At 52.6% G+C, this 14,313-nt stretch carries 5 protein-coding genes, 1 tRNA gene, 3 rRNA genes and 4 pseudogenes; 11 read left to right on the forward strand and 2 right to left on the reverse strand.

The window, feature by feature from the left end:
- Nucleotides 1-22 precede the first annotated feature (22 nt).
- From N7E01_RS10640 to N7E01_RS10650, 3 genes and pseudogenes are all read left to right on the forward strand, one after another.
- A pseudogene (locus tag N7E01_RS10640) lies at nucleotides 23-1,284 on the forward strand (aromatic ring-hydroxylating dioxygenase subunit alpha).
- Nucleotides 1,285-1,286: 2 nt separating this feature from the next.
- Nucleotides 1,287-1,760 carry an aromatic-ring-hydroxylating dioxygenase subunit beta gene (locus N7E01_RS10645; RefSeq protein ID WP_289172871.1) on the forward strand — a complete coding sequence of 158 codons (474 nt, stop codon included), beginning with the start codon at nucleotides 1,287-1,289 and terminating at the stop codon, nucleotides 1,758-1,760.
- Nucleotides 1,761-1,768: 8 nt separating this feature from the next.
- On the forward strand, nucleotides 1,769-2,080 hold the full coding sequence (locus tag N7E01_RS10650; protein ID WP_289172872.1) for a non-heme iron oxygenase ferredoxin subunit: 312 nt from the start codon (nucleotides 1,769-1,771) through the stop codon (nucleotides 2,078-2,080).
- Nucleotides 2,081-2,294: 214 nt separating this feature from the next.
- Here the strand turns inward: N7E01_RS10650 and N7E01_RS10655 are convergent.
- Nucleotides 2,295-2,542 (reverse strand): annotated as a pseudogene (locus N7E01_RS10655) (GlsB/YeaQ/YmgE family stress response membrane protein).
- 1,266 nt (nucleotides 2,543-3,808) lie between these two features.
- On the opposite strand from N7E01_RS10655, the gene N7E01_RS10660 reads away from it, so the two are divergent.
- The 7 genes and pseudogenes from N7E01_RS10660 (at nucleotide 3,809) to N7E01_RS10690 (ending at nucleotide 12,428) form a co-directional block, all read left to right on the forward strand.
- Nucleotides 3,809-5,342: ribosomal RNA gene (locus tag N7E01_RS10660) — 16S ribosomal RNA — on the forward strand.
- 121 nt (nucleotides 5,343-5,463) lie between these two features.
- Nucleotides 5,464-5,540 (forward strand) — tRNA-Ile (locus tag N7E01_RS10665).
- A gap of 549 nt (nucleotides 5,541-6,089) precedes the next feature.
- Nucleotides 6,090-8,974 (forward strand): 23S ribosomal RNA (locus N7E01_RS10670).
- A gap of 214 nt (nucleotides 8,975-9,188) precedes the next feature.
- Nucleotides 9,189-9,301: ribosomal RNA gene (gene rrf, locus N7E01_RS10675) — 5S ribosomal RNA — on the forward strand.
- Together the 16S, 23S and 5S rRNA genes with 1 tRNA gene alongside form the textbook arrangement of a ribosomal RNA operon.
- 197 nt (nucleotides 9,302-9,498) lie before the next feature.
- The gene (locus N7E01_RS10680; protein ID WP_350494833.1) at nucleotides 9,499-10,443 is read left to right on the forward strand and encodes a pseudouridine synthase; all 945 of its coding nucleotides are present in this window, start codon (nucleotides 9,499-9,501) and stop codon (nucleotides 10,441-10,443) included.
- 93 nt (nucleotides 10,444-10,536) lie between these two features.
- Entirely contained in the window at nucleotides 10,537-11,220 is a 684-nt protein-coding gene (locus N7E01_RS10685; RefSeq protein ID WP_289172874.1) for a YggS family pyridoxal phosphate-dependent enzyme, read from the forward strand.
- Between the two features lie 234 nt (nucleotides 11,221-11,454).
- Nucleotides 11,455-12,428: pseudogene (locus tag N7E01_RS10690) on the forward strand (amino acid ABC transporter substrate-binding protein).
- 54 nt (nucleotides 12,429-12,482) lie between these two features.
- On the opposite strand, the pseudogene dprA reads toward N7E01_RS10690, so the two are convergent.
- A pseudogene (gene dprA, locus N7E01_RS10695) lies at nucleotides 12,483-13,678 on the reverse strand (DNA-processing protein DprA).
- Nucleotides 13,679-13,800: 122 nt separating this feature from the next.
- Here dprA and def point away from each other — a divergent pair.
- Entirely contained in the window at nucleotides 13,801-14,313 is a 513-nt protein-coding gene (gene def, locus N7E01_RS10700) for a peptide deformylase (protein WP_289172875.1), read from the forward strand.

A 14,313-nucleotide genomic window follows, 5' to 3' on the forward strand; every position in this document is an offset into this window, starting at 1 on the left:
ATTGATTTGCAAGGAGAGGATGATGAGCACTAGCGCTGACAGTTTCCCCCGCGACCCGCAGTGGGAGGGGATGGCACCAGTCGGATCCCGTTCTGGGTTTATACCGATAACGATATTTACAAGAAAGAACTTGAACGCCTGTTCTACAAAAACCATTGGTGTTATGTAGGGCTTGAGGCCGAGGTGCCCAATCCGGGTGATTTCAAGCGCACTTTCATTGGCGAACGCTCGGTCATCATGACGCGTGATGCCGAGGGTGGCATCAATGTGGTGGAAAACGTCTGTGCTCACCGGGGCATGCAGTTTGTACGCGAACGTACCGGCAATACCAAAGAGCTGGTTTGTGCATATCATCAATGGAATTACAGCCTGAAAGGTGACCTGCAGGGCGTTCCGTTTTTGCGGGGTGTCAAAAAAGACGGCCAGGTTCATGGTGGTATGCCCAAAGACTTCAAGACCAAAGAGCATGGTTTGACCAAACTGAAGGTTGCCACGCGCGGGGGCGTTGTTTTTGCATCGTTCGACCATGATGTTGTGCCGTTTGAAGAGTTTCTGGGCCCTGAAATCCTCCAGTACTTTGATCGCCTGTTCAATGGCCGCAAGCTGCATATTCTGGGCTATAACCGCCAGCGTATTCCGGGTAACTGGAAGCTTATGCAGGAAAACATCAAAGACCCTTACCATCCGGGCTTGTTGCACACCTGGTTCGTAACTTACGGTCTGTGGCGCGCCGACAATAAATCAGCATTGCGCATGGACGAACACAATCGCCACGCGGCCATGATTTCCACGCGTGGCAACGCCGGTGCCAAGAATGAAGTCACGCAGGGTGTCACATCATTCAAAGAAGGGATGCAGGTCCAGGACAAGCGTTTGCTGGACATCGTCCATGAAGACTGGTGGGGTGAGCCCACCGCAGTCATGATGACGGTATTTCCCAGTGTCATTTTCCAGCAGCAGGTCAACAGCGTTTCAACCCGCCACATTCAGCCCAATGATGAGGGCTCGTTCGATTTCGTCTGGACGCATTTCGGTTTCGACGATGACACGGAAGAAATGACAAAGCGTCGGCTCATCCAGGCCAACCTGTTTGGTCCGGCCGGCTTTGTGTCGGCTGACGATGGTGAAGTCATCGAATTCTCGCAGTATGGTTTCGAGCAAAAGCCCTGGCATCGGGCTGTCGCAGAACTGGGTGGCTACGAAGTTGAAAATACCGAACACATGGTGACCGAAACGCTCATTCGCGGCATGTACGAGTACTGGCGCAAACAGTTGGAGATCTGAACATGATTGACGTTCAAGCTTATATGAACCTGAACAAACTGTATGCTGACTACGTCGCTGCAGTCGATTCCAAAGACTGGTCCGCCTGGACCGAACTGTTTGCTGACGATTGCGAATACAAGGTCCAGCCGCGGGAGAATTTCGAACGGGGCTTCCCTTTGTCGACGCTGTGGTTGCTGAGCAAGAACATGCTCAAAGACCGTGCCTACGGTATTCAGGAAACATTGTTCCACGATCCGTACTATCAGCGCCATGTGGTTGGTGCGCCGCGTATTCTCGGCTTCGAGAATGGTGTCATACAGTCTGAGGCCAACTATGCGGTGTTTCGTACAAAGTATGATGGTGAATCAACCGTGTTCAATGTTGGCCGCTACCTGGACAAGGTCATTGCCACTGAAGACGGCCTTAAATTCAAAGAGCGTTTCTGTATCTATGATTCAGAGATGATCCCTAACTCAATTATTTATCCTATCTAGAGGCCGTTATGACGCAATGGGTTGATGTGCTGGCTGCTGATGATGTGCCCGATGATGATGTGGTCGGCGTTCAGGCAGGTGGCCGTGATCTTGCCATCTATGGTGTAGAAGGCAATGTGTTCGCTACAGACAATATCTGCAGTCACGGCAATGCGAGGTTGTGTGACGGCTTTCTTGAAGACTTTGAAATCGAATGCCCGTTACACCAGGGGCGTTTTGATATTCGCAACGGCAAAGCCATGTGCGAGCCCCTGACGGAAGACATCCGCGCCTATCCTGTCAAGATAGAAAACGGGCGGGTCTGGGTCGAGCTCGAATGATCCGGCTGCGCGGGCCCATGGTTGTTGAACGCAGGGGCGTGCTGATCGCATATTAAAAACCCCCAGGCACGGGGGCGCTGTCTTCGGTGCGGGCCAGTACACCAGACACGGGTGACAAGCGCAACGGTTTTAAAATGAAAAAGCACAAGGGCGAAGCGGCTGAAACCGCTTCGCCCTTTGTGTTTGCGAGGGTGGTACTGCACTGTCGTGGCGGTCAGCCTTTCTTGGCAACCTTGCCGTAAATAAACAGCACAATCACGGCCCCGATGATAGAGCCGATCCAGCCAGCGCCCTGGCCTGCAGCATAAAGCCCAGTGCGGCTCCCAGGTAGCCTGCCACAATCGAACCAGCTATACCCAAGATGATTGTCATGATGATGCCCAGCTTCTGGTCGCCAGGCATGATGGCGCGGGCGAGAAGGCCCACGATAAAGCCAACCACAATCATGCTGATGATGCCCATATCTATACTCCGAAAGTTGTAGGTCCCGATAGCGTAAGGGCGGTAGCACTGATTAGTCCAGATCAATGTTGCCGTATCGATGCGCGTGTTGATGGGTATGTTGAGTTCAGTGCGTGTTGGGTGCATGGTTGGTTGGATAAATGCAGATTGGTTTATTGAACAACCGAGACCTGACTTAAATAGGCCAGGTCAGATTGTTATGTATCCATGTCTTGTGCACCCCTATATATGGGTAGGCCTGCATATAAGGCATGTCTATAAGGACGGACGCATAGTCGTCATGCGTCATGCATCATGGATATATTGGGGTTGCAGTTACAGCAGCGGTTGGGATTATCCAGCGTGCTGAACTGTCCAAGTATCAGTGTGCTGCCTGGAAGTGGTCTGGCCAGCATAAAAAAGTTAGTGCTTCTGCGGCGAGGTCGTCCCGGGTTGAATTTATTTCTGGTTAAGTTGAAATAATTAATATAAACAGATAGTTAAGCTTTTCAACCAGCTTGTTCATCCATCAATCAGGTTGTCTGTTCTGAAATTATTTTCACGATTTTTGAATATTTTTGTGTTTTGACTTGCACGGCGTAAAAAACTCGTGCTATAGTTCGGCCTCTTTGCAGCACAACACCTTCGGGTTAACCCTTAAGCGGGTCGAAACGAAGTCCGGTTTACCGGGTAGTTCAGGTTTGTTAAACGCGTTTGTTTCAAACAAATTAACGTCAGGCAAATGTGTTCTAATGGTGTTGTGAGGTAAAGCGAAGCGGGACGATGCAGTGTGCTTTTTCGTCGCAGCGCAGTTGGCCGGTTCAGGCGGTTCTGGTTTCAGAATAGTTTGGATGCTGGGTTCAGCGGCGTAGTCAGCGGGTTTTGAGGTTTCGAAAGTTTTTGAGGTTTGAAAAATTTTTGAAAAAATCTTCAAAACGAGTTGACAGCGATAAAAAACTGGTTCATAATCTCGTTTCTTCGCTGATCAAACAGATCAACGAAACGCAGCAAGGCAGCGCCAAGTGCGGTAGGTTAAATTCTACTGTGTTTGTGAAGACGCCGGTTGCAACTGCTCTTTAACAATTAAACAACCGATAAGTGTGGGCGCTTGAGTTAACTGCATTGGCCAACACCCTTCTCACGAAGGGGCTAAAGCAATACACATTCAAGTGCTCGCACAAGAAACAAGTCAAGCCTGATTTTTAATCAGAGCTCTGTTTGTTTCTTTGAGTACAGCGACGTATGACCTGACCTTTCGGGGTTAAGGAAAATACGATTTACAGGTTTAAACTGAAGAGTTTGATCCTGGCTCAGATTGAACGCTAGCGGGATGCTTTACACATGCAAGTCGAACGGTAGCACGAAGAAAGCTTGCTTTCTTTGGTGACGAGTGGCGAACGGGTGAGTAATGTATCGGAACGTACCCAGTAGCGGGGGATAACTACGCGAAAGCGTGGCTAATACCGCATACGCCCTACGGGGGAAAGGGGGATCGCAAGACCTCTCACTATTGGAGCGGCCGATATCGGATTAGCTAGTTGGTGGGGTAAAGGCCTACCAAGGCGACGATCCGTAGCTGGTTTGAGAGGACGACCAGCCACACTGGGACTGAGACACGGCCCAGACTCCTACGGGAGGCAGCAGTGGGGAATTTTGGACAATGGGGGCAACCCTGATCCAGCCATCCCGCGTGTGCGATGAAGGCCTTCGGGTTGTAAAGCACTTTTGGCAGAGAAGAAACGACTCTGGATAATACCCGGGGTTAATGACGGTATCTGCAGAATAAGCACCGGCTAACTACGTGCCAGCAGCCGCGGTAATACGTAGGGTGCAAGCGTTAATCGGAATTACTGGGCGTAAAGCGTGCGCAGGCGGTTCGGAAAGAAAGATGTGAAATCCCAGAGCTTAACTTTGGAATGGCATTTTTAACTCCCGAGCTAGAGTATGTCAGAGGGGGTAGAATTCCACGTGTAGCAGTGAAATGCGTAGAGATGTGGAGGAATACCGATGGCGAAGGCAGCCCCTGGGATAATACTGACGCTCATGCACGAAAGCGTGGGGAGCAAACAGGATTAGATACCCTGGTAGTCCACGCCCTAAACGATGTCAACTAGCTGTTGGGGCCTTCGGGCCTTAGTAGCGCAGCTAACGCGTGAAGTTGACCGCCTGGGGAGTACGGTCGCAAGATTAAAACTCAAAGGAATTGACGGGGACCCGCACAAGCGGTGGATGATGTGGATTAATTCGATGCAACGCGAAAAACCTTACCTACCCTTGACATGTCTGGAATCCTTTAGAGATAGAGGAGTGCTCGCAAGAGAACCGGAACACAGGTGCTGCATGGCTGTCGTCAGCTCGTGTCGTGAGATGTTGGGTTAAGTCCCGCAACGAGCGCAACCCTTGTCATTAGTTGCTACGAAAGGGCACTCTAATGAGACTGCCGGTGACAAACCGGAGGAAGGTGGGGATGACGTCAAGTCCTCATGGCCCTTATGGGTAGGGCTTCACACGTCATACAATGGTCGGGACAGAGGGTTGCCAACCCGCGAGGGGGAGCCAATCTCAGAAACCCGATCGTAGTCCGGATTGCAGGCTGCAACTCGCCTGCATGAAGTCGGAATCGCTAGTAATCGCGGATCAGCATGCCGCGGTGAATACGTTCCCGGGTCTTGTACACACCGCCCGTCACACCATGGGAGTGGGTTTCACCAGAAGTAGATAGCCTAACCGCAAGGGGGCGTTTACCACGGTGGGATTCATGACTGGGGTGAAGTCGTAACAAGGTAGCCGTATCGGAAGGTGCGGCTGGATCACCTCCTTTAAGAGCACGTCTGGTTTGGTGTAGTTGATATTAAGCGTCCACGCTTATCGGTTGTTTGAAAGTGCAGTCGGCATGGGTTGTAGTTCAGGCTACAGCAGTGCACCCATCGGGTTAAGGCCAAGGGTCAGTAGCTCAGTCGGTTAGAGCACCGTCTTGATAAGGCGGGGGTCGTTGGTTCGATTCCAACTTGACCCACCATAGTTTTACGAGAAGGGGATTAGCTCAGCTGGGAGAGCACCTGCTTTGCAAGCAGGGGGTCGTCGGTTCGATCCCGTCATCCTCCACCAAAATCTCTGAACTTGATTCAAGTGATTGAGCAAGTTGAGGGTTAGGGTAGTTCGGTGAAGTGGTCTTGGGGTGTGCTGTGGAAGTGGTGCGGTAGTCAGTAAATTCATGCCAGGCTAACGAAGAGCATCTTGAAGTGTTGTATAATTCAGGGTTCTGTTCGTTAGCTTACCGATAGGTAAGTTATCGGCTGTAAATCGTTCTTTAACAATCAGGAAGAAGCAACAACACAATGAAGTAGTTATGGTGAGTTGCAGCATAGCAAATCCGTGAGTTGATTTTTAATCAATTCGCTACGGGTCTGTCAATGGTGTAACCCGCGATAAGTACGGGTTGTGATTGCATTAAACAATTTAGTTCAAGTAGTTCTCAAATCCAGTCATTCATGGCTGGGCCTTAAGAATGATGAACGGCACAAACACGCAAACTCAAGTTAGAGACCTATAGCGTGCAACGTTATAGGATCAAGTGACTAAGTGCACATGGTGGATGCCTTGGCGATCACAGGCGATGAAGGACGTTGTAGCCTGCGAAAAGCTGCGGGGAGCTGGCAAACAAGCTTTGATCCGCAGATGTCCGAATGGGGAAACCCACCCTCGCAAGAGGGTATCACACACTGAATACATAGGTGTGTTGAAGCGAACCGGGTGAACTGAAACATCTCAGTAACTCGAGGAAAAGAAATCAACCGAGATTCCGGTAGTAGCGGCGAGCGAAACCGGAGCAGCCGTGACGATTTAGCATGTTGTATAACCGAAGGCCCTGGAAAGAGCCGCCGTAGCAGGTGATAGCCCTGTAGGTGAAATACAGTATGTGGAACTAAGCGTCAGACAAGTAGGGCGGGACACGTGAAATCCTGTCTGAAGATGGGGGGACCATCCTCCAAGGCTAAATACTCGTGATCGACCGATAGTGAACCAGTACCGTGAGGGAAAGGCGAAAAGAACCCCGGAAGGGGAGTGAAATAGATCCTGAAACCGTGTGCATACAAACAGTAGGAGCCTCTTTATGGGGTGACTGCGTACCTTTTGTATAATGGGTCAGCGACTTACATTCAGTGGCAAGCTTAACCGAATAGGGAAGGCGTAGCGAAAGCGAGTCCGAATAGGGCGATTTTAGTCGCTGGGTGTAGACCCGAAACCAGGCGATCTATCCATGGTCAGGTTGAAGGCACAGTAACACGTGCTGGAGGACCGAACCCACTAATGTTGAAAAATTAGGGGATGAACTGTGGATAGGGGTGAAAGGCTAAACAAGCCTGGAAATAGCTGGTTCTCTCCGAAAACTATTTAGGTAGTGCCTCGCGTATTACTGCCGGGGGTAGAGCACTGTTATGGCTAGGGGGTCATTGCGATTTACCAAACCATGGCAAACTCCGAATACCGGCAAGTACAGCGCGGGAGACAGAGCACCGGGTGCTAACGTCCGGACTCAAGAGGGAAACAACCCAGACCGCCAGCTAAGGTCCCTAAAACGGGCTAAGTGGGAAACGAAGTGGGAAGGCTTAGACAGTCAGGAGGTTGGCTTAGAAGCAGCCATCCTTTAAAGAAAGCGTAATAGCTCACTGATCGAGTCGTCCTGCGCGGAAGATGTAACGGGGCTAAGCCAGTTACCGAAGCTGCGGGTGTATATCTTCGATATACGCGGTAGGAGAGCGTTCTGTAAGCCTGCGAAGGCAGATTGTAAAGTCTGCTGGAGGTATCAGAAGTGCGAATGCTGACATGAGTAGCGATAAAGGGGTGAAAAGCCCCTCGCCGTAAGTCCAAGGTTTCCTGCGCAACGTTCATCGGCGCAGGGTGAGTCGGCCCCTAAGGCGAGGCAGAGATGCGTAGCTGATGGGAAGCTGGTTAATATTCCAGCACCGTTGCAGTATGCGATGGGGGGACGGATTGCGAAAGGTTATCGGGGTGTTGGAAGTCCCCGTTGCTGCACTATAGAAGGCGCTTTAGGCAAATCCGGGCGCGTAATTCAAGGGTGTGGCTGAATAAGACTTCGGTCTTAAACTAATCGGAAGTGGTCCCAAGAAAAGCCTCTAAGCTTCAGTACTGCACGACCGTACCGCAAACCGACACAGGTGGACGGGATGAATATTCCAAGGCGCTTGAGAGAACTCAGGAGAAGGAACTCGGCAAATTGATACCGTAACTTCGGGAGAAGGTATACCCTGGTAGTGTGATGGGCCTGCGCCCTGAGCATGAAGGGGTCACAGAGAATCGGTGGCTGCGACTGTTTATTAAAAACACAGCACTCTGCTAACACGAAAGTGGACGTATAGGGTGTGACGCCTGCCCGGTGCCGGAAGGTTAAGTGATGGGGTGCAAGCTCTTGATCGAAGCCCCGGTAAACGGCGGCCGTAACTATAACGGTCCTAAGGTAGCGAAATTCCTTGTCGGGTAAGTTCCGACCTGCACGAATGGCGTAACGATGGCCACACTGTCTCCTCCTGAGACTCAGCGAAGTTGAAGTGTTTGTGATGATGCAATCTACCCGCGGCTAGACGGAAAGACCCCATGAACCTTTACTGTAGCTTTGCATTGAACTGTGAACCGGCCTGTGTAGGATAGGTGGGAGGCGTTGAAACCAAGTCGCTAGATTTGGCCGAGCCAACCTTGAAATACCACCCTGGTCTGTTTGCGGTTCTAACCTTGGCCCGTTATCCGGGTTGGGGACAGTGCATGGTGGGCAGTTTGACTGGGGCGGTCTCCTCCCAAAGCGTAACGGAGGAGTTCGAAGGTACGCTAGGTACGGTCGGAAATCGTGCTGATAGTGCAATGGCATAAGCGTGCTTGACTGTGAGACTGACACGTCGAACAGGTGCGAAAGCAGGACATAGTGATCCGGTGGTTCTGAATGGAAGGGCCATCGCTCAACGGATAAAAGGTACTCTGGGGATAACAGGCTGATACCGCCCAAGAGTTCATATCGACGGCGGTGTTTGGCACCTCGATGTCGGCTCATCTCATCCTGGGGCTGTAGCCGGTCCCAAGGGTATGGCTGTTCGCCATTTAAAGAGGTACGTGAGCTGGGTTTAAAACGTCGTGAGACAGTTTGGTCCCTATCTGCCGTGGGCGTTGGATACTTGACGGAGCCTGCTCCTAGTACGAGAGGACCGGAGTGGACGTACCGCTGGTGTATCGGTTGTCATGCCAATGGCATTGCCGAGTAGCTATGTACGGAAGAGATAACCGCTGAAGGCATCTAAGCGGGAAACTCGTCTGAAGATTAGGTATCCCGGGGCCTAGAGCCCCCTGAAGGGTCGTTCGAGACCAGGACGTTGATAGGCTGGGTGTGTACGTACAGTAATGTACTTAGCTAACCAGTACTAATTGCCCGTGCGGCTTGATCCTATAACCTTGCAGGTTAACGTGATTCAAGTGCCGTTCAAACAAATTGAAAGTCTGCCCTAACCCGGCAGCAACAGCACCGCTAAACAACGCAACCCAACACTGCAAAACATAAGTACTCACCATCGTGTGTGATGCATCACGCACCACACGTTGCTTCTTCCACGATTGGCCCAGGTTGGCCTAAGCAGTTCACCAGCCCAGGCAACAAGTTACGCTTGACGACCATAGCGAGGTGGTCCCACCCCTTCCCATCCCGAACAGGACCGTGAAACACCTCTGCGCCGATGATAGTTGATTAACGTCTGTGAAAGTAGGTCATCGTCAGGCTTTTATACCAAAACGCCCCGCAACTCTTCGTTGCGGGGCGTTTTACTTTGGAAAACAACATAGACAACTGCCCAGCGCCAACCCAGCGTACGGTGCATCACGCTAAGCCGGGCATTGGCTGTTGATGCGATGGATTCTCATGGCAACGGTGTCTTAGCGCTATGGCAATAACCTCTTTAGATACCACTCCGCTGCCCGTGCGTCAGGGCGTCGCGCCCAGCCGTGTGCATCTGCCTCAGGGCCCTTGGCCAACCCTGATCGATTTCCTGATCGAACGATTTCCGTTCACCGCACCACAGGTGATTCGGGAGCGGCTGGCTCGCGGTGAGATTGTCGATCAGGACGGAGTTTCGCAAACAGCTGACACCACCTATCAACCCAATCAATGGCTTTGGTACTATCGTGAGGTACCTGATGAAGCCATCGTTCCTTTCGAAATTGATATCCTGTACCGCGACGAGCGGATACTGGTGATCGATAAACCCCATTTTCTGGCCAGTATTCCTGGTGGGCGCTATTTGCGGGAAACAGCGCTGACGCGTCTTCGTCAACAGCCAGGGTTAACCCAGCTGAGTCCGGCACACCGACTGGATCGTGAGACTGCCGGTGTCATGCTGTTGACGCTTGACCCTTCGTGTCGTGGTGCGTACCAGTCACTGTTTCAGTCGCGCGAAGTCCAGAAGATTTATGAGGCCGTTGCGCCCTGGCGCGACGGGCTTGAGTTTCCACGTATGCATGAAAGTTGCCTGGCCCCTAAGGCCACGCATTTCACCATGCAGGAAGTACCGGGTGAACCTAACAGCCGAACTCTGATCGAGTTGCTTCGCCGCATGGGTGATCTGGCGCTTTATCAGTTGTCTCCTGTGACAGGTCGAAAACACCAATTACGGGTCCACTTGAGTTCGCTGGGTATACCGATCTGCAATGACCTTTTTACCCGGAACTGCAGCCGTCAGCGTCATTTGACAATTTTGACCGGCCGTTGCAGTTGCTGGCACGACGCATCTCATTTACTGATCCCTACACAGGGCAAGAGCGTGTGTTCGAAAGCCGGCGAACGCTGGCAATGGCGCTGTAATTTATCGTTAAGGTGCTCGTTGGGACGCACCATGGTATGCCAGGTGAGCGCCTGCCAAGTATAGACGCGTCGCCCTTGGCTCTCATTCTTGCCGCATCGTATGCCACAATTGATGCTGTATTCAACATTCCGGTAAATCGCAGCAATGTCCGATTCCATGAAACAGCGCCTCGAGCATATACGCACCCGCATCCAGCAAGCGTGCGCGCGCGCAGGACGGGACCCAGCAACCGTTAATTTACTGGCCGTCAGTAAAACATTTGGTCCGGACGCCATTCGTGAAGCGGCCGGATTGGGGTTGGTTCAGTTTGGCGAGAATCGCATGCAGGAAGTCCGTGAAAAGGTTCCTCAGCTTGAGGACCTGGCCTTGCGCTGGGTGCTGATCGGTCATTTGCAAACCAACAAGGCCAAAGATGCAGTACGCTGGGTCAACGAAGTGCAATCGCTTGACCGTGAGTCACTGGCCGAGACACTGCATCGACGTTTGGCAGACGATGGGCGAAGTATCGACGTTTTGGTCCAGGTTAAAACGTCACCAGAGCCTTCGAAGTTTGGCCTTGAACCGGGTGAGCTGTTGCCTTTCCTTAACGTACTTCAAAACTATCCAACGCTGAAGGTTAAAGGTTTGATGACGCTAGCCATTAATTCTGATGATGAAGCGGCGGTACGTGCGTGTTTTAGCCAGCTGCGTCAGTTGCGCGACCAGGCGCAGGCGGCCGGCTATACCGGTGTTCAACGCCTGTCGATGGGAATGACCAGTGACTTTGAGTGGGCGATCGAAGAGGGGGCAACCGATATCCGGATTGGTTCTGCGTTGTTTGGCAGCCGCAGTTACGCTTGACCTCTGTTTGAATGGGCAACCGCATCAGGCGTGTTCATTCAACGTTCTATTCGCATGACGTTATTTCCGCACGTTGCTGTTAAGCATGACCCATTGTGTTGTTGTAATCCAGGCCGGATATTACGGTAATACGCCTTTCGGCTCGGCTTTGCCGGGACGGGCTCAACGCCCTGTAGCTCTCTCGAGGTTTTTATGAAAAAAATTTTTATACGTCTGTTTGCAGCCATACTCGGGATGGCCTGTACCGCAGCCTTTGCCCAGACACTAGATGCGGTCATAAAGCGTGACTATTTGCAGTGTGGTCTGACCACCGGTTTTGCCGGGTTTTCAGCACCCGACGACAAAGGGCGTTGGCAAGGGCTTGATGTTGATCTGTGTCGTGCAGTGGCGGCTGCCGTATTGGGTGATGCGGAAAAGTACAAGGCAATTCCACTGAATTCCCAGCAGCGGTTTACCGCTTTGCAGTCCGGAGAAATTGATGTTCTGGCGCGTAATACTTCGGTGACACAGCAGCGAGATACTGCATTGGGGGTAATTCATGCGGGCATCAACTTTTACGATGGTCAGGGGTTTCTGCTGCCCCGGGCTTCAGGCGTGAGTTCGGCCAAAGAGCTTGATGGGGCAACGATCTGCTTGCAGACCGGAACATCGAACGAAAACACCTTGGCTGATTGGGCGCGTGCCAACGGCATTCAGTACAAGCCCGTAGTCATCGAACAGTTCAATGAGGCCGTATCGGCGTTCGCGGCGGGGCGGTGTGATGTGTTTTCAACCGATGCCTCCGGTCTGGCCGCGATCCGCGCATCACGCTTGGGCAATCCGGATGACTACGTCGTTTTGCCTGAACTGATTTCAAAAGAACCTCTGGGGCCGTTCGTTCGTCAGGGTGACGACGCGTGGCTCAATATTGTGAAGTGGTCATTGATCGCCATGATGCTGGCAGAAGAACTGGGTGTCAGTTCGGCGAATGTCGATGACCAGCTTAAAAGCCCTCACCGGCCATACAGCGATTGCTGGGGGTCACCGGTAACGCCGGAAAGAACCTTGGGCTGGATGAGCAATGGGCCTATCGTATTGTGAAACAGGTTGGCAATTATGCCGAAAGTTTCGAACGCAATGTGGGCCAGAGCAGTCCTCTTAAAATCGAACGAGGCATGAATGCGTTGTGGCGCGATGGCGGTTTGATGTATCCATTGCCAATTCGTTAAGTTATGGGCGCATGCCTGGTGCTTGAGTTGACCTTGGGTTAGTTCATTAAAACGTTAATGCTTCGCTTGCTGTTGCAGGCGCCCGTCCGGCAGGCGTTCAATATGTCCGTCCAGCTCAAGTTCAGTCAGGCGTCGATTAAGCAGTACGATGTCCAGACCCGTGCGTTCAAGCAGGGTGTCGACGGTAACCGGGTCGAAGCCCAATGCCCTTAAAACACTGTCGTTTTTGGGAAGCCCGGTATCTTTGCGGTTGGGGTTGCTGTCGGCGGCAGGAATGCCGGGGGCCCCAGCGCCTTGGTAGCCGGTGCGTCGCGTTGTTGGTTGACCTGACCGTGTCACGATCCCGGGCAGGTTGGACTGCAGTTCTTCAACAATATCCTGACCGGACTCAACCAGCTTTGCTCCTTGGCGGATCAGCGCATGGCACCCGCGTGACAGGGGAGAGTGGATCGAGCCAGGTATGGCAAAAACTTCGCGCCCGATTTCAGAAGCCTGGCGTGCGGTAATCAGTGAACCACTTTGCAATGCGGCCTCGACCACCAGTACGCCACGGCTTAGCCCGGCCACAATCCGGTTACGTCGTGGAAACTGATGCGGCAGGGCCTTGAACCCCAGCGGAAATTCAGTGACCAGAGCCCCTTGCTCTGCAATCTGGTGGGCCAGGTCGCGGTTGCGTGCGGGGTAAACGATGTCGATACCTGTACCCAGGACGGCGATTGTGCTGCCGCCTTTTGGCCCTGCCGCAAGGGCGCCTTGATGTGCAGCGGTATCAATGCCGGTAGCCAGACCACTGATGACCCCCAGCCCGTGTCCGCAAGATGCCGGGCAAAATCACGGGCATTTTCCAGACCACCGGGGGTGGCATGGCGTGCCCCCACAATTGCAATGGATGAGCGGGACAAGAGGTCGGGCCGGCCGTTAACGTAGAGTACAGGCGGCGGGTCGTGGGTTTCCAGCAGTCCGGACGGGTATGCCGGGTCGGCCAGTGTCACCAGGTAATGATGAGGGTGATCAAGCCATTCCCGTGTTTTGGCGATTTGCATGACAATGTCATCTGACGCGGGTCGAGCCAACTGAACGGCCAGCTCGTGGGGTAACCACTTCAACAGTTGGCCCACCGATTGTTCAAAAATGATCTGGGGCAAACCGATGGCGGCCAGAAGGTGGCGTGCATGAACGGGCCCGATCCCGGGTTCCAGGGTCAGGCGTATCCAGGCGTCGAGTTCATCTTGGGGCAGTGTCAGCGGCATAGGGCAAGAGTGTGCCACAGACGGCACGTTAACTGTATTCCCGGCAGGACATAAACAGCCGTCGGTCGTGGGTGAGACACCCGCTTGGTATAATGGCAGGGTTAATTTCAACGTTGATAACCATGGCTTTGCTTACTATTCTTCGCTATCCCGACCCTCGTTTGCACAAGGTCGCCAAACCGGTGCAGGTGGTCGATGACCGTATCCGTCAGCTGGTCAAGGACATGGCCGAGACAATGTATGCAGCCCCGGGTGTGGGGCTGGCGGCAACCCAGGTTGATGTCCACGAGCGGGTGGTTGTTATCGATGTGTCTGAAGACGGTAACGACCTGAAGGTACTGATCAACCCTGAAATCATTCATAAAAGTGAAGAGCTTCAGGTCTACGAAGAGGGCTGCCTTTCCGTGCCAGGCATTTATGACCGGGTTGAGCGTTCGGCACAGATCCGCGTGCGTGCACTGAACGAGCATGGGCAAACCTACGAATTTGATGCCGAAAGCTTGTTGGCGGTGTGCGTGCAGCACGAGCTCGATCATCTTGAAGGTAAGGTCTTCGTTGAATATCTGTCGTCGCTCAAGCTCAATCGCATCAAGAACAAATTGCGTAAACAAGAGCGCGAAGCGGTCAAGGCGTAG

The organism is Neopusillimonas aromaticivorans (assembly GCF_030344915.1).
Taxonomy (GTDB): domain Bacteria; phylum Pseudomonadota; class Gammaproteobacteria; order Burkholderiales; family Burkholderiaceae_B; genus Neopusillimonas; species Neopusillimonas aromaticivorans.

Excerpts from the sequence above, each read along its gene's own strand:
- N7E01_RS10645 (WP_289172871.1), top strand. The coding sequence starts at position 1,287 with ATGATTGACGTTCAAGCTTATATGAACCTGAACAAACTGTATGCTGAC.
- N7E01_RS10650 (WP_289172872.1), top strand. The coding sequence starts at position 1,769 with ATGACGCAATGGGTTGATGTGCTGGCTGCTGATGATGTGCCCGATGAT.
- N7E01_RS10685 (WP_289172874.1), top strand. The coding sequence starts at position 10,537 with ATGAAACAGCGCCTCGAGCATATACGCACCCGCATCCAGCAAGCGTGC.
- def (WP_289172875.1), top strand. The coding sequence starts at position 13,801 with ATGGCTTTGCTTACTATTCTTCGCTATCCCGACCCTCGTTTGCACAAG.